The organism is Serratia sp. AR11, assembly GCF_056376275.1.
The window spans coordinates 2301651-2317281 of the sequence record NZ_CM150739.1 but is presented as its reverse complement, the minus strand read 5'-3'; the positions used below and the strand labels follow the sequence as shown (position 1 = coordinate 2317281).

The 15631-nt window shown below is 55.3% G+C and carries 17 protein-coding genes; 7 read left to right on the top strand and 10 right to left on the bottom strand.

Annotated elements, in window-relative coordinates; all coding sequences use genetic code 11:
• Positions 1–5: 5 nt before the first annotated feature.
• Both puuC and ACSOSI_RS11000 read left to right on the top strand, forming a co-directional pair.
• Complete coding sequence (gene puuC / locus ACSOSI_RS11005) at positions 6–1502, top strand: aldehyde dehydrogenase PuuC (protein ID WP_112363753.1); 1497 nt, start codon at positions 6–8, stop codon at positions 1500–1502.
• An 11-nt stretch (positions 1503–1513) separates the two neighbouring features.
• Complete coding sequence (locus tag ACSOSI_RS11000) at positions 1514–2794, top strand: NAD(P)/FAD-dependent oxidoreductase (RefSeq protein WP_476707056.1); 1281 nt, start codon at positions 1514–1516, stop codon at positions 2792–2794.
• Between the two features lie 47 nt (positions 2795–2841).
• On the opposite strand, the gene budC is transcribed toward ACSOSI_RS11000, so the two are convergent.
• Positions 2842–3597: a meso-2,3-butanediol dehydrogenase gene (gene budC / locus ACSOSI_RS10995; protein WP_012006485.1), complete on the bottom strand. Its 756-nt coding sequence runs from the start codon at positions 3595–3597 to the stop codon at positions 2842–2844.
• A 448-nt stretch (positions 3598–4045) separates the two neighbouring features.
• Here budC and ACSOSI_RS10990 point away from each other — a divergent pair, with 448 nt between their 5' ends.
• Entirely contained in the window at positions 4046–4726 is a 681-nt protein-coding gene (locus ACSOSI_RS10990; protein ID WP_012006484.1) for a hydrolase, read from the top strand.
• Between the two features lie 403 nt (positions 4727–5129).
• On the opposite strand, the gene cspE is transcribed toward ACSOSI_RS10990, so the two are convergent.
• Positions 5130–5342: a transcription antiterminator/RNA stability regulator CspE gene (gene cspE / locus ACSOSI_RS10985; RefSeq protein ID WP_012006483.1), complete on the bottom strand. Its 213-nt coding sequence runs from the start codon at positions 5340–5342 to the stop codon at positions 5130–5132.
• A gap of 444 nt (positions 5343–5786) precedes the next feature.
• On the opposite strand from cspE, the gene ACSOSI_RS10980 reads away from it, so the two are divergent.
• Positions 5787–6185: a hypothetical protein gene (locus tag ACSOSI_RS10980; protein ID WP_012006482.1), complete on the top strand. Its 399-nt coding sequence runs from the start codon at positions 5787–5789 to the stop codon at positions 6183–6185.
• 32 nt (positions 6186–6217) lie between these two features.
• On the opposite strand, the gene ACSOSI_RS10975 is transcribed toward ACSOSI_RS10980, so the two are convergent.
• The 3 genes from ACSOSI_RS10975 to ACSOSI_RS10965 all read right to left on the bottom strand — a co-directional run bounded on the left by ACSOSI_RS10975 (position 6218) and on the right by ACSOSI_RS10965 (position 8128).
• The gene (locus tag ACSOSI_RS10975) at positions 6218–6862 is read right to left on the bottom strand and encodes a Qnr family pentapeptide repeat protein (RefSeq protein WP_012006481.1); all 645 of its coding nucleotides are present in this window, start codon (positions 6860–6862) and stop codon (positions 6218–6220) included.
• Positions 6863–6988: 126 nt separating this feature from the next.
• Positions 6989–7732, bottom strand: coding sequence for a DUF3658 domain-containing protein (locus ACSOSI_RS10970; protein WP_476707055.1), 744 nt, complete (start codon positions 7730–7732; stop codon positions 6989–6991).
• Between the two features lie 186 nt (positions 7733–7918).
• Entirely contained in the window at positions 7919–8128 is a 210-nt protein-coding gene (locus ACSOSI_RS10965) for a hypothetical protein (RefSeq protein WP_012006479.1), read from the bottom strand.
• Positions 8129–8302: 174 nt separating this feature from the next.
• On the opposite strand from ACSOSI_RS10965, the gene ACSOSI_RS10960 reads away from it, so the two are divergent.
• Positions 8303–8653 carry a GFA family protein gene (locus tag ACSOSI_RS10960; RefSeq protein WP_112363755.1) on the top strand — a complete coding sequence of 117 codons (351 nt, stop codon included), beginning with the start codon at positions 8303–8305 and terminating at the stop codon, positions 8651–8653.
• A gap of 33 nt (positions 8654–8686) precedes the next feature.
• Here the strand turns inward: ACSOSI_RS10960 and rhaM are convergent, their stop codons facing one another.
• The 4 genes from rhaM to rhaB are packed head-to-tail and all read right to left on the bottom strand — an operon-like array spanning position 8687 to position 12569.
• The gene (gene rhaM / locus ACSOSI_RS10955) at positions 8687–9001 is read right to left on the bottom strand and encodes an L-rhamnose mutarotase (protein ID WP_112363756.1); all 315 of its coding nucleotides are present in this window, start codon (positions 8999–9001) and stop codon (positions 8687–8689) included.
• Positions 8998–9834: a rhamnulose-1-phosphate aldolase gene (gene rhaD, locus ACSOSI_RS10950; protein ID WP_115184834.1), complete on the bottom strand. Its 837-nt coding sequence runs from the start codon at positions 9832–9834 to the stop codon at positions 8998–9000. Before rhaD ends, rhaM begins: the two co-directional genes overlap by 4 nt.
• Positions 9835–9843: 9 nt before the next feature.
• A complete protein-coding gene (locus tag ACSOSI_RS10945) occupies positions 9844–11100 on the bottom strand; it encodes an L-rhamnose isomerase (protein WP_476707054.1) in 1257 nt (418 codons plus the stop codon).
• Positions 11097–12569, bottom strand: coding sequence for a rhamnulokinase (gene rhaB / locus ACSOSI_RS10940; RefSeq protein ID WP_476707053.1), 1473 nt, complete (start codon positions 12567–12569; stop codon positions 11097–11099). Before rhaB ends, ACSOSI_RS10945 begins: the two co-directional genes overlap by 4 nt.
• A 287-nt stretch (positions 12570–12856) precedes the next feature.
• Between rhaB and rhaS the strand changes: the two genes are divergently transcribed.
• Together rhaS and rhaR are read left to right on the top strand one after the other, a co-directional pair.
• On the top strand, positions 12857–13687 hold the full coding sequence (gene rhaS, locus ACSOSI_RS10935) for an HTH-type transcriptional activator RhaS (RefSeq protein ID WP_112363760.1): 831 nt from the start codon (positions 12857–12859) through the stop codon (positions 13685–13687).
• A gap of 6 nt (positions 13688–13693) precedes the next feature.
• The gene (rhaR, locus tag ACSOSI_RS10930) at positions 13694–14566 is read left to right on the top strand and encodes an HTH-type transcriptional activator RhaR (RefSeq protein ID WP_476707052.1); all 873 of its coding nucleotides are present in this window, start codon (positions 13694–13696) and stop codon (positions 14564–14566) included.
• Here the strand turns inward: rhaR and rhaT are convergent, their stop codons facing one another.
• Positions 14567–15601: an L-rhamnose/proton symporter RhaT gene (gene rhaT / locus ACSOSI_RS10925; protein WP_115184839.1), complete on the bottom strand. Its 1035-nt coding sequence runs from the start codon at positions 15599–15601 to the stop codon at positions 14567–14569.
• Between the last annotated feature and the right edge of the window lie 30 nt (positions 15602–15631).

The window sequence follows — 15631 nt, the reverse complement described above, 5'->3', positions numbered from 1 at the left end:
AAGGTATGGACTTCCACCATTTGCAGTATTGGCAACACCGGGCGCAGGCCCTGAAAATTGAGAACCGACTGTTTATCAATGGCCGCTATCAGCAGGCCGCCGAAGGCCAAACCTTTGCCGTGGAGGATCCCGCCGGGCAACGTGAGTTGACCCAGGTTGCCCGGGGCACCAGCGTCGATATCGATCTGGCGGTCAGTGCAGCGCGTGAAGTATTTGAGCGCGGTGACTGGTCCAGGGCGGCTCCGGCACAGCGCAAAACCACTTTGTTGCAGTTGGCGAACCTGATGGAACAGCATCAGGAGGAACTGGCGCTGCTGGAAACGCTGGATACCGGCAAACCGATCCGCCACAGCCTGCGCGATGACGTACCGGGAGCCATCCGCTGCCTGCGCTGGTATGCCGAAGCGGTCGACAAGGTTTATGGCGAAATCGCCCCCACCGGCGGTGATGCGCTGGCGTTGATTGAACGCGAGCCTATCGGCGTGGTCGGCGCCATCGTGCCGTGGAACTTTCCGCTGTTATTAGCCTGTTGGAAACTCGGCCCGGCGCTGGCCACCGGCAACAGCGTGATCCTTAAACCCTCTGAAAAATCCCCGTTGACCGCCATCTATCTGGGCAAGCTGGCCCAACTGGCCGGATTGCCGGACGGCGTGCTGAACATTGTTCCAGGCTACGGTCACGATGCCGGTAAGGCATTGGCGCTGCACAACGACGTCGACGCCCTGACCTTCACCGGATCCACCCAGGTCGCCAAACAACTGATGATTTACGCCGGCCAATCCAATATGAAACGAGTCTGGCTGGAGGCCGGCGGCAAAAGCGCCAATATCATCTTTGCCGACTGCCCGGATCTGGACAAGGCCGCGCAGAGTGCCGCCGCCGGCATCTTCTATAATCAGGGACAGGTGTGCATTGCCGGCACCCGGCTGTTGGTGGAAGAGAGTATTCAGCAAGAGTTCTTACAGGCGCTGCGACGACATGCGGCAGCCTTCACCCCAGGCGATCCACTCGATCCGGCGACGGTGATGGGCACGCTGATCGATCAGGGCCACTGCGAGAAAGTGGCCGACTACATCGAACAGGGCCTGAGCCAGGGTGCCGACCTGTTCCTCGACGGCCGCGAACACCCACAGAGCGGCCATGTCGGCTACCTCGGCCCGACCATTCTTACCCAGGTGGATAACACCATGAGCGTGGCGCGTGACGAGATTTTCGGCCCGGTATTGGCCGTCACCAGTTTTAGCGGTGAACAGCAGGCCATGCAGTTGGCCAACGACAGCGACTACGGTCTGGGCGCCGCCATCTGGACGCGTGACCTGTCCCGCGCCCACCGACTGGCACGCCAGTTAAAGGCCGGTACGGTGTTCGTCAATAACTACAATGACGGCGATATGACGGTCCCCTTCGGCGGCTACAAGCAAAGCGGCAACGGTCGCGACAAATCGCTGCACGCGCTGGAAAAATTCACCGAACTGAAAACCACCTGGATTTCGCTGGAATAAGGGCAAATATCATGACTGAACATGTAAAAAGCTATTATGCGGCCTCGGCCAACAGCCACGCGCCCTACCCGCAGCTGAATGACTCTATTGAATGCGACGTCTGCATCGTCGGCGGTGGCTATACCGGTCTGTCTTCCGCACTGTTTCTGGTAGAAGCCGGCTATAACGTGGTGCTGCTGGAATCTGCGCGCATCGGTTTCGGCGCCAGCGGCCGTAACGGCGGCCAATTGGTCAACTCTTACAGCCGCGATATTGACGTGATTGAACAACGCTATGGGGCAGAAAGCGCCCGCGTTCTCGGCAGTATGATGTTTGAGGGCGCAGAGATCATTCGCAGCCGTATCCAAAGGTACGCCATCGAATGTGACTATCGCCCCGGTGGCATCTTCGCCGCACTGAACAACCGGCAATACCATGCGTTGATCGAACAGAAGCAGAACTGGGAACGCTACGGTAATACTCAACTTGAGCTGCTGGACGCCGGGCGTATCCGTCAAGAGGTCAACAGCGAGCGCTACGTCGGCGCGCTGCTGGATCATAGCGGTGGTCATATTCATCCATTGAATCTGGCACTCGGGGAAGCCGAAGCCATTCGCCTGCAGGGTGGGCGGATCTTCGAACAATCGGCCGTGACCAATATTCGCCACGGCGAACCGGCCATGGTCAGTACCGCTAATGGGCAGGTGAAGGCGCGTTATGTGATCGTGGCCGGTAACGCTTATCTGGGCGATAAGCTGGAGCCAAGACTGGCCAAACGCAGCATGCCGTGCGGCACACAGGTGGTTGCCACCGAGCCGCTGGCACCAGAAGTGGCGCAGTCGTTGATCCCACAAAATTACTGCGTCGAGGACTGTAACTATCTGCTGGATTATTATCGTATTACCGGCGATAACCGCCTGCTGTACGGCGGTGGCGTGGTGTACGGTGCCCGCGATCCGGACGATATCGACAATCTGATCCGCCCGAAACTGCTGAAAACCTTCCCGCAGTTGAAAGGGGTAAATATCGACTACCGCTGGACCGGCAATTTCCTGCTGACGCTGTCGCGTATGCCGCAGTTCGGCCGACTGGAAAACAACGTTTATTACATGCAGGGCTACAGCGGCCACGGCGTGACCTGTACCCATCTGGCGGGTAAATTGATTGCCGAGTTAATGCAGGGCGATGCGGAACGCTTCGATGCCTTTGCCAAGCTGCCGCACCTGCCGTTCTTCGGCGGTCGCAACCTGCAAATCCCGTTTACCGCCATTGGCGCGGCCTACTACACACTGCGCGATCGGATCGGGGTGTAAAGCACGCAGGCCCGGCGTTTAGCCTTGCCGGGCCTGATGATTAACGCTTAAACAATCTTCGGTTGGCCGTCTGAGGCAGTCGCCCCACCGTCAACCGGGATATTGGCACCGTTGATAAAGCTGGCGTCGTCACTGGCCAGGAATGCCATCACCGCAGCCACTTCTTCCGGCTCTGCCGCTCGGCCCAAAGCAATGCGTTCGTTGAATTTGTCGCGGATCTCCTGCGGCCAGCCGTTGGTCATATTGGTTTTTACCAGGCTCGGGCACACCGAGTTCACCCGCACGCCATCACCACCGTGATCGAGCGCCATGGCACGCGTCAGGTTTACCACTGCCCCTTTGGCCGCGCAGTAATATGCCGCGCCCCAGTCGCCGCCCAGGCCTGAGACCGATGCGGTGTTAACGATGCAGCCTTTGGTTTTCAGCAGATACGGCATGGCAAATTTGGAACAGAACACCACGCCGTCAATATCGACCCCGGCGATACGGCGCCAGTCAGCTACGCTGGTTTCCAGCACGCTACCCGCAACGTGCACACCGGCATTGTTTAACAGCACGTCGATGCGGCCCAATTTCTCCGCGACTTCGTTCATCATTTTTTCAACCGCGACGTGGTCAGAAACGTCGATATGCACCGCCAGTGCCTTGCCTTTCGGCAGCGAGGCCGCCACTTTATCTACCGCTTCCTTTGCCCAGTCAGCCAGCACCACGGTTGCGCCCTCAGCGGAAAACCGGCGTGCCGCCGCTTCCCCCATCCCGTTGCCTGCCCCGGTGATGATGACCACTTTATTGTCGAAACGCATAAGAACTCCTCCATGTGAATGTATTTTCATAAATCATACAAATACTGATTGAGTCCGAGGATAAAACTCATGGGCGGAGAGGGACAGTCAAAACGTGCGGTTTACTAATCACAAAGAGGTATCTGGTGCAAATTCAATGCGCTAAGTAAGGCATTATCGGAATTAGGCCAACTATTTGATAGGGTTAATAAAATTCATTGCGGTGACTATTCCCGCTGTGCATTATCACCTATCAATAAGTCCCGTACCGGTGCGATAACGCAGTTGGCGCGCACAAAAAACCATCGTCTTCACCTGCCTTTATCGTTCCTTAAATAGAACGATGCATCCTGAGTTAACCCTCTAGCGGAATTTTCCCCTGCCCCTACACTGTTTCCAAACGCTGAGATTACATCTTGGTTAGGCAGCATTAATTGTTTTCAACGTCCCGATTACAGAGGAATAAAAGATGAGCACTCCAGCAAACTTTAATGGTCAGCGTCCTGTTATTGATGCCAATGACGCGGTCATGTTGTTGATTGACCACCAGAGTGGCCTGTTTCAAACCGTCGGCGATATGCCAATGACGGAACTGCGCGCTCGCGCTGGTGCCCTGGCCAGTATCGCTACGCTGAGCAAGTTACCGGTCATTACCACAGCATCAGTACCGCAAGGTCCGAATGGCCCTTTGATCCCTGAGATCCACCAAAATGCCCCGCATGCGCAATATGTGGCGCGCAAAGGTGAGATCAACGCCTGGGATAACCCCGATTTTGTTGCAGCCGTTAAAGCGACCGGCCGCAAAACCCTGATTATCGCCGGTACCATCACCAGTGTTTGCATGGCCTTCCCGTCGATCAGCGCCGTTGCCGAAGGCTATAAAGTCTTTGCCGTTATCGACGCCTCGGGTACCTATTCGAAAATGGCGCAGGAAATTACCCTGGCGCGTGTGGTGCAGGCAGGTGTGGTACCGATCGATACCGCCGGTGTGGCCTCTGAACTTCAGGGCAGCTGGAATCGCGAGGATGCACAACAATGGGCCGAGGTTTACACCAAAATCTTCCCTGCGTATCAACTGCTGATTGAAAGCTACGTTAAAGCCCAGGACGTAGTGAAAAATAACGAAGTGCTGGATTCCCAGCGCGACTAACGCTCATGCTCTGGCTGGTCTGCTTCCCCCTGGGCCAGCCCTGCTCGCCTGAACAATATGCATAAAAAAACCCCGGCTTTCGGCCAGGGTCATCAATGTTTGTCGGTCACTTTCCCGACTGTCATGTTATGGCGTAAGCGTCCGTCCAACACTCCAACCTTACGCAGCCTAAGCACAACTTTTTCACAACAGCAAAATAGACTCAATCGCGGCCGTTATTATTATTACGACACCAATCTTTTTTGCTGTTGCCAATAACTATTGCTATTGGAATATTCTGAATATAAATATTTTAGATAAACTCCGGGTAATCCCGGAGTTTATTCAGGTAATTCTTTTATTTCTTAGCTGCTCCGGTTTATACCTTCTTCGCTATCGTAAGAAATAAAACACTACCTATAAATTATAAAACTACTACGTTGCCGGCAGAAGGACCCTTCTGACCGTTTTCGATAGTGAATTCAACGCGCTGACCTTCATCAAGCGTTTTGAAATCATTGCTCTGGATAGCGGAGAAGTGCACGAACACGTCTTTGCTGCCGTCTGCCGGGGAGATAAAGCCAAAACCTTTACCTGCATCAAACCATTTTACCAAACCAGTCATTTTAGTAGACATAGATATTTCCTTTATATTTTTGAGACGCCATAAGGCGATTGAGGTCTGTTTTTATTGGAAACTTACTTGGGCACTAGAGAAGGAAATTCGCGGAAGAAGAGGTATCTATGGGATATCACTAATACTGAGAACTGCTTTACTAAAACTGCTTTCATAAGGTCTGTACTACAAACCGATGACGCTATTTATACACGAGGTATTTATTTAAGCAAGAGTTATTTAAATTTAAGTCTCTTCCCCCACCTCCGCATTGCGCCATTTATCTTCAATCTCTGTACCTGTGGTGTCAGCACAGGTTTTGTTATTGTGTCGATGCTTAATTGTAATAAAACCTTAACATAAACCTGACAAATCAATAAGTTCTCGACACCGGCATCGCCAAATTGCTAGGATCGCAATTGTGATCTATCGGATAATGACTTGTGTGATTGTGACAGGATAGTTATGAATTATAATAAAATAATGGCCAGTGCAGCATTTATCGCAAGCCTGACAGGGTGTCAGCCAACCCCACCAAGCTTTGTGAAAAATGCTAACGCATTGCTTGAAAAGCAAATCTCCCAGATTGCAAACGACAAAGCTCACTGTCAATACACCAGTAATAGCGGTTTTTGGCTGTCCGCATGCTCGTTGTCTGGCTCTCACCCCACCCCGCTATTCGCGTTGTTGGAGCCGGAGGGTGTTATGCAAGCAAATGATAACCTGGCGATATTTGTGGTATCGATAAACGACGATGCTCGTCATTTTGCCAAGCAACCCGGCTTCACCATTCCGGTGACGGTACGGAAAATGCCGATAGATGCCGATAAAGTGATTAAATCCTTACCCTCCGCTGGCTTGTAAAGGCGCGACAAAAGCAGGAACGCCAGTCACGCTTAGCCAATAACCGCAATGCCCAGCCGCTCCATCATCTGAAACACCTGATAGCTGTCCAGCTTCACGCCCTGCAGATCGGTGCTGCGCAGATCCAACTCACCCAATTCCGAGTTGGTCAAATCACAATGGGTAAAGTTGGCGGCACGCCAATCAAACGACGCAAACTCGCCACCGGAAAGATCCGAACCGCTAAAAGTCGCCCCCAGGATCTGTGCACTGTTCCAGCGGTTTTCCCACAGCTCGCACTTCTCCAGTACCACTTTCGAAAAATTGGCGTAGCTCAGGTTGCTTTTGGTGATGTATGCGCTGCAAAACCAGGTGCGTGGGGTGATCATATTCATAAAGCTGGTGCCGCGAAAGTCTGCGCCCTGTGCCCGGCACTCACGGATTTCGATACCTAACGCGCTGGCATTTCTGAAGTCTGCCATCGACAGGTCACAGTTTTTGAAGCTGGCATCTTTCAATAAGGCACGACTGAAATTACCGCCCTGCTGGCTCTCGCGGTCATAAAACTGACAGTCGATAAATTCGGTCCCCGTCAGGTCGGTGCCCGAAAAATCGCAGTTGATAAAGCTGCCGTTTTCAATTTTTTCGCCGGTAAACCGGTTACGAGCAATCTTTTCACCATCCAACTTCAGCGTCATCACACCACACCTGTTTATTTATACAGTCAGTGAGGCATTATAAGCAGATCTGCTGGCCAGTGAAAAACGTTTTGCCCGGTTTTTCCGCTGCACAGCACAAAAAACACAGCGAGAGGAAAGTGAGGCTTAAACCTGCCGCACCTGAAGGCGATTCATGTTTACCCCGCCAGTCTGCGCCTGCAACACGCCCTGTTCAATTAACGCGTACAGCCGGAAATTCAAAAAGGTGTCGCCCACCGAATAGGGAGTATTCACCATGGCGTTTCCCACCACCCTGGAGCCCTGGGTATACTCGCTCGGGCAATGTTCCAGCAGCAGCGGATCGTAGTAATCCAACGCTTTCCCCTGCACTTCTCCCTGGGTAAAAATCCTCACGGGTGCAGTGTCCGCCAACAACCGCCGCCAGTCTTCAATGAGCGCCGCTTTATCTTCTTGAGTCAATTCACGCCGACGGATCCACAGCGGCTCCAACATTTCAGCCGGACACCAGTTGGTGCTCATCCGCCCGGTGTGTTCGGTGACGTTAACCACAAAGACCTGCCGCTCACCGATCAGCGGCAACAGCGCGCGCAACATCAGTTGCTCATCGGGGTTATCGCCAATCCACAGAGTCACCTGACCGGTGACGGCGGCTAGCTGTATTTTCAGGCTTTCCATCGCCGTCAGGCGCTGTGAAGAAGTGTCCCACTCCTGCGCGTGAACCGATTGGTGCAGATCGCGAAACCAGCAGGATCTCACCTGCTGTCCCTGATCATCATCCAGCGCACACAGCGGTCCGAATGACAAGGTATCGGTGAAATCCAGAACGTTTTCTCCCGGGTAGGCCAACCGCACGCAGCCCCCCGACAGTGCGATATGCACATCCTTCATCAATGCTCTCCTCCGTCTGTTCCCTAAAATAATCCTGAAGGAATTCTGCCAACATTTCTGCGCCGTCACTAGATAAAAAATCCGAATTTACCTGCCCGAATGACACAAAAAAACTGCACCTTACTCAGTTGGTATCCAACTTTTTGGGTGCAGTTCACTTGGGCGGTTAATTATCGCTGGCGGAATTTATTTCAGCGCTTCCTGGATCGCATCAGCCATCGGGCCAATGTGCTTTTCAGCGGCCTTCAACTGAAAATCCACACCGTTGCCGTCGTTGGTATCAGACAGCGTGGCCTTGATCAGCTCCAGCGCCGCTTGCACCGCCACCAGTCTTTTATGTTGCTCATCCGTGATCGGTTTGGAGCTCATCGTGGTCGGATAGTATTGCTCTAACATCGTTCTCTCCTTGTGATTAGGCTAGTGGCCAACTTAACAGAATTTAAAGATATTTCTAATGGATCGAGCCACAGAATCCATATTCTCTGCGGTAATATATTCAATGAACAAATCAACATGGTGAATAAGTGAACTATAATTGGGCGAACTGAGGTTTTCAGCAGGTTGTCGATTATGTCATTTCAAGGTAGCTGTCACTGCGGCGCCGTCACCTTTACGGTGAATGCCGAACTGCCCCATGAGGCTCTAAGTTGCAACTGTTCAATCTGCCGCCGTAAAGGCATGTTGCTGGCGTTTTTCCCGATCGGCAGCTTTGTGCTGAACAGCGGTGAAGGGCTACTTCGCGGTTATACCTTTAACAAACACATCATTCAGCACCAGTTCTGCCAGACCTGCGGTACTGAGGCTTTTGCCTACGGAAAAGGCCCGGACGGTGCGGCTATGTGCGCCGTCAATCTTCGCTGCGTGCCGGAATTGGCGCTGGATTCGTTGAAAATCCATCCGTTTGACGGCGCCAGCGCCTGAATGGTAATCAGGCGGGATGCTCCCGCCTGCCCACTACTCCAGATAAAACACTTCGGTTAACGCCTCGCTCACCGGGCTATTATCGGCATGGCTGGGCATCAATTCACGCATCGACAACCACCAGCGTTGGCATACCTCGGTAGCCGCGACGGCCTGCCAACGCGCTTCTGACTCAATCTCCACCACTGCAAACAGCAGGTTGCGACCGCTATCAAGGAAAATACTGTAGTGGTGCGCGCCGTGCTGCTTTAAGGTCTGCGCCAGCTCCGGCCAGACTGGCGTATGGCGCCGCTGATATTCCTGATGTGCCTCGGGGTATACCTGCATGACAAACGCCTTGCGGATCATAGCTCACGTACCACATTCAGCGCCGCCGCCCAGGGCTTAACCTCAAAGCGTTCGCCAAGCGCGATCAACTGCGTTTTACTGATGGTTTGCTTCATCCCTTTCATCGACAACACCTTCACCAACACCTGGGCCGATTTTTCTGCGGTGTCGATCAGGCCGAAGGCCTCGTCCAAACAGGGTCCGCTGGCGAAAATACCGTGGAACGGCCACAGTACCAACGAGTGCGACCCCATCTGCTGCGAGGTTTGCTCACCAATGCCGTCGGTACCCGGCACCATCCAGGGCACAATGCCCACGCCGTCCGGGAACACCACCAGGCACTCGGTACTCCCTTCCCACAGCATGCGGGTGAAGCTCGCCGAATCCAGCTCCAGCACGTAGCTCAGGGCGATCAGGTTGGTGGCGTGGCAGTGCATAATCACCCGGTCACGCCCCTCGGTCAGGGTTTTGCGCACGCAGTGTGACTGCAAGTGCGATGCCAGTTCCGACGTCGGCAAGCCGCCGTTGCTCAGCCCCCAATGGATACTGTAGGCGTGACCATCCTCGCTAATGCGCAGCAATACCAGGCTATCGGCCGGATCGAGCTGCACATTGCGGAAAAACTTGCCGGAGCCGGTCACCAGAAACCAACAGTTAGCCAGTTCAACCGCCGGTTGGCTCAGTTCGACGCGGCGTGGTTGCGGATAAAAATCCGCCGCGAACGGCTGTACCTCTTCGTCCAGCAGGCGCAGGCTGACGTTGCCGCCGTTACGTTCGTCCCAGCCCTTCAGCCACATATCCGCGGTGGCTTTCACCATGCCCTGAACAAACCATGAAGAAAGAAGTTGTTGCATACGGCGCCCTTAACGTTGATTGAGAATTTGTTTTTCGTATTGACGAACTTCGCCGAGCCAACCGGCACCGGCGGGCACCTCATGGCGCAGGCAGTACATCTCCCAAACCGCCTGCCACGGCAGCGATTTCTGCTCTTCCAGCATTGTCAGCCGCGCGGTGTAGTCGCCGTCATTTTCCAGCCGACGCAGTAATTCCACCGGCTCCAACAACGCGCGCAGCAGTGCCTTACGGGCATTGCGCGTGCCGATCACCCAGGCAGCGATGCGGTTGATAGAAGCATCAAAGAAATCGAGGCCGATATGCACCTTGTCAAACAGGCCGTGACGCACAATTTCGTGGGCGATGGCCTGGGTTTCGTCATCCAGCAGCACTACGTGGTCGCTGTCCCAGCGCACCGGACGGCTGACGTGCAGCAACAAACGCGGCACGAACAGCATGGCGGTGGAAATTTTGTCGGAAATCACCTCGGTCGGATGGAAATGTCCGGCATCCAGCGTCAGCGCTACCTGGCGGCTGGTGGCATAGCCCAGATAGAACTCGTTGGAACCGACGGTGTAGCTCTCTGCACCAATGCCGAACAGTTTGCTTTCCACCGCGTCGATATGGTGGCGGGGATCCAGCGGTTGGCTGAAAACCTCATCCAGCGCGCTTAGCAGGCGTTGGCGCGGAGCCATACGATCGACAGTGAGGTCTTTCATGCCATCCGGCACCCAGACATTCATCACCGACGGCGTGCCAAGCTGTTCGCCGAAATAGGCCGAAATCCGGCGGCTGGCCTGACAATGTTCGATCCAAAAGCGCCGAATCGCCGGATCAGCATGGGCCAGGGTGAAGCCGTCGCTGCTCAGGGGGTGTGAAAAACAACTCGGGTTAAAATCCAGCCCCAGTCCCTGCGTCTTGGCCCATTCCACCCAATGGCTAAAGTGCGCCGGTTCAATGGCGTTACGTTCCACCGGCACCTCGCTTTCCAGATAGATTGCATGCAGGTTCACCCGCTTTGGCCCCGGGATCAGCGACATGGCCCGCTGCAGATCGGCGCGCAACTGGTTGGCATTGGTTGCCCGGCCCGGATAATTGCCGGTGGCCTGAATACCGCCGGTCAGCGCCCCCTGCGGATTTTCAAAGCCGCGCACGTCATCACCCTGCCAGCAGTGCATTGAGATCGGAATACGATCCAATTGCGCCAGCGCCTGCTCGACGTCGATGCCGAGATCCTCAAAACGCATTTTGGCGAACTCATACGCCTGTTCAATAAGTCGGGTCATAAGCAAAGCTCCTTGGTCGCGGGAATAAGCATCTGGAACCGCTGCCAGTTGGCCGTAAAGGCCTCGAACGGCTGCGGTGAAAAAGTCTGTTGCGGGAAGTTGTCGGCCACCAATTGCCGGAAAGCGGCGACATCCGCCACCTCACCCAGCGCGATCAGTTGGCTGCCGAGGTTGCCCAGCGTCGAAGCTTCGACGGGCCCGGTCGACAACGGGATGCCGCAGGCGTCGGCACAAAGCTGGTTGAGCAACGGGTTCTGGCTACCACCACCGACGATATGCAGATGGCTGAAAGGATGCCCGCGCAGAGCCTGCAACTCGCCCAGCACCAGTCGGTACAGCATCGCCAGGCTGTCGAAAATACAGCGCGCCAGCGCCGGAGGCGTTTGCGGTGTCGGCATTCCCTGCTCCACACAGGCCTGCCGGATCTCTTGCACCATCGATGTCGGGTTGATAAAACGCGGATGGTTGGGATTGATCAAAGTACGGCAACCCGGCTGCGCCGCTGCCTGTTCGACCAGTTGGCACAGGTCGGTGATATTCAGTTCCTCGCACACCCGTTGCAGCAACCACAGGCCCATGATGTTTTTCAACACCCGATACCGCCCTTCCGCGCCGCCCTCGTTGGTCACATTGGCCGCCAGCGCTGCCGCACCGGTGTAGGGATGCTGACTCTCAAAACCCATCAACGACCAGGTCCCGGAGCTGAGATAGGCGGCGTGTTTACCCCGTAACGGCGTTGCCAGCACGGCGCTGGCGGTGTCATGAGTGGCCACCGCAATGACCGGCACTTGCGCCCCATTGGCCATTCGCCAATGCCCGAGGGTGTTGCCCGGCAGGGTCGGACGACCGAACCAGGCCGCTTTGGCACCGGCCCAGGCCAGCAACGCCGGATCCCAGTCTCCACTGTGAATATTCAGCAATTGGCTGGTGGTGGCGTTGGTGTATTCCCAGTTCAATTGCCCGGTAAGCCGGTAATGCAGGTAATCCGGGATCAACAAGGCATGGGCGACGCTTGCCAGCAATTCAGGGTGGCGCCGGCTGAAGGCACGCAATTGGTAAAGGGTATTAAAAGGCAAAAACTGGATACCGGTGCGCTGATACAGCCATTGCGCCCCCATTTCGTGCTGCGCCTGTTGCATCAGCCCGTGAGTGCGAGCGTCGCGGTAAGCGACCGGTAACCCGACGCGCCGCCCTTCGCTATCGAGCAGCAGATAATCCACGCCCCAGGTATCGATACCTATGCTGTCCGGCGTGATGCCCTGCTGGTCCAACTGCTGCAACCCCTGACGTATGGCGTGCTCCAGCCCGTCGATATCCCAACAGTCGTGGCCGTCGAACGACACCAGATGATTACTGAAGCGGGTGATTTCCTGCAGGCTGATTGTCCGGTCGTCGGATTGATAGCGCCCCAACATCACACGGCCGCTGGAGGCACCAAGATCGATGGAGACAATGTTACGAGTGGTCATGGGGTGGCTTCCTGATGAATCGATGGCATCAGTCTAAAACCCCAGATAAACGGCACCTTATCACCACTGCCAGCCCAGCGAACGGGCTGGCAATACGGCAAAGATTTACGCGATACAGCTCACGTTTTGTTTTTTTACCGCCTGTGACGCTGCACGCACTTTGGCACTTTTCCGCGCCATTCTTGATAAATGAACGTCACCTGACGGCTTTTGGCGTTGCAAATTAAAGGCAACCACCCGACGCCTCCTTTAGTATCTGTTACAAATTGGTTAACGGAGATCGAAAGATGGCTATCCTGCACGGCAGTGATTTTTTCGCTTCAAGCCCCTATCCGGTCGCTATTGAACCCCGGGAGCCGCAGTCGAGTTTTCCTGAACATCATCATGATTTTCACGAAATTGTGATTGTGGAACAGGGCGCCGGTACCCACGTGCTGAACGGCCGGCCACAAAGGCTATGCAGCGGCTGCGTATGTTTTATCCGCGATTGCGATCGGCATCTTTACGAGCAAACCGAAAATCTCCATCTGACCAACGTACTGTACCGCGGCCCCAACGCCTTCCGTTTTCTTGCCGGACTGGAACAGTTGCTGCCGCAGGCGGGCAATGAACAATCGCAGCCGCACTGGCGCATCAACAATAAGCTACTGACACAGGTACAAGTCATTATTCAGCGGCTGGAGCAGACCCCTGCGACCTTCAGCCTGGAACATTTGGCACAGCAGGAGTTGCTGTTTATGCAATTGCTGGTGCTGCTACGACAGGGCTGTATCACTGCCTCTATTGACGATCAGGAAGGCCGTCTGCGGCGGCTATTGGACTGGCTGGCGGAAAACTACAGTGATGAGATCAAATGGGATGAGTTGGCCGATCGTTTTTCTCTGCCCTTGCGCACCCTGCATCGCCAGATGAAAAAGCAGACCGGCAACACGCCGCAGCGTTACCTCAACCGGCTGCGGCTGTTGCAGGCACGGCAAATGCTGCGGCAGGATGAAACGCGCATCACCGATATCGCCTACCAATGCGGATTTGGTGACAGCAATCACTTTTCCACGCTTTTCAAACGCGAGTTCGGCTATTCCCCCCGTACTCTACGGCAGAACGATTTCTTAACCTGAGGTGCCATGGTGAAAAGCCCCCTTCTGTTGGCCAAAGAGGATTATCTGCCGTCGGCACTGATGCCGGTGGCGGTAGCCGATCGTGCGCCCCAATCGACATTTCCGCCGCACATTCATGAGTTCAGTGAAATCGTGATTGTCTGGCGCGGCAACGGCATGCATGTCCTGAACGATCAGCCCTGGCGGGTGACCTGCGGGGATATGTTTTATATCCGCGCCCCTGACTGCCACAGCTATGAGTCGGTCAACGACCTGGTGCTGGACAATATACTCTACTGTCCGGAACGTTTCCGACTGGCGATCGGCTGGGCGGAACTGCTGCCACCGGACAACGCTCAGCACCAATCTCACTGGCGTCTGACCACCCGGGGTATGGCACTGGCACGCAGTGTGATCCAGCAGTTGGCGCTCGAAAGCCGTAAAACCGACCTGCTGTCGATCCAGCTCACCGAGGCGCTGTTTCTGCAACTGGTGCTGATCCTGCGTCGCCATCGTTATGCCGTCGGCCAGGACGACCAACTGCCGGAAGGCGAACAGCTGGATTTGCTGATGGCCGCCGTTCAGAGTGACAGCGGCGCACGTTTTGAACTGGAAGCTTTCTGCCAACGCCATCAACTGGCAGAACGCAGCCTTAAGCAGCTGTTTCGCCAGCAGACCGGCATGACCATCAGCCACTACCTGCGCCAGTTGCAACTCTGCCGGGCCAAGTCCCTGCTGCGCGGCAGTGATGAACTGATCGGTGAAGTGGCCGCCCGCTGTGGCTTTGAGGATAGCAACTATTTTTCTGTGGTGTTCACTCGGGAAACCGGCATCACCCCCAGCGCCTGGCGCCAGCGCTTTAAACACGCCGAGCGCCCTGCCGCCGGGGTAAAACGCTGATCACCCCGCCATGCCCAAACCGACAACATTGGCAGCCACAATGATCGTCAAACAGCCGATGCACAATACGCTGACCGGGCGACGGCCGGCATTTTTCCACTCTCTGAGCAACAGCCCGACCAGACCGCCGCACAGCACATAGAAGCTCATGTGCAGCATCCAACTGATAAAGTCATACTGCTCGGGAATGTTGGCGTGGCCCCAGGCATAGAAGAAGAATTGCAGATACCACATGGTACCGCCGAGTAACGAGAACAGTACGTTGGCCACCAGCAGCGATTTGGCCAGCGAGAAATCGGCCTTGACCGACAGATCCGTCTTGACCGCCAGACGGATAAAACAGTAGGCCAGGTTAACCAATGCCCCGCCCCCCATGATCACCACGTAGCTCGGCAGCGCCACATACAGCGGATCGATCCCCAAATCCGCTGCGGCCTGATGCATCGGTTTGGCGGCGTCCATGGCAAACGACATACCGGCGGAGAAGATGCCGCACATCACCGCCAACAGCAGCCCTTTACGCAGGTTGAACTCTTCAGCACGAATGCCCATCGCCCGTTCTTTCAGCACCCCGGCCCACGAAACTATCACCACACCGAGCAAGGCAATCGCCACCCCAAGCAGCGTCAACTGCCCCCCGGCGGAACTGAACAACGCCACAAAGCGCCCCTGCAACAGCGGGGTCATCAGGGTGCCCACCACCAGCGTGATGCCAATGGCGATGCCAATTCCCATCGACATGCCCAGATAGCGCATGGTCAGGCCGTAGTTGACGTTACCAATGCCCCACATGGCACCAAACAGGAACACCGGTAGCAGGGTCGACAGGTCAAAAGAACTGTAATAGCGCCAGAAATCCGGCAGCAGCACGTAGCTCACCGCCCAGGGCAGGATTAGCCACGACATCAGGCCACCGATCGACCACATGGTTTCCCATGACCAGCGGCGCACTTTTTTAAATGGGGCATAAAAACAGGCGGCGCTGGCGGCGCCCACCAGATGCCACAGAATTCCCAACATGACAGCATTATTCATTGTTTTTGATTCCTTCGTTGCTTGTGATGA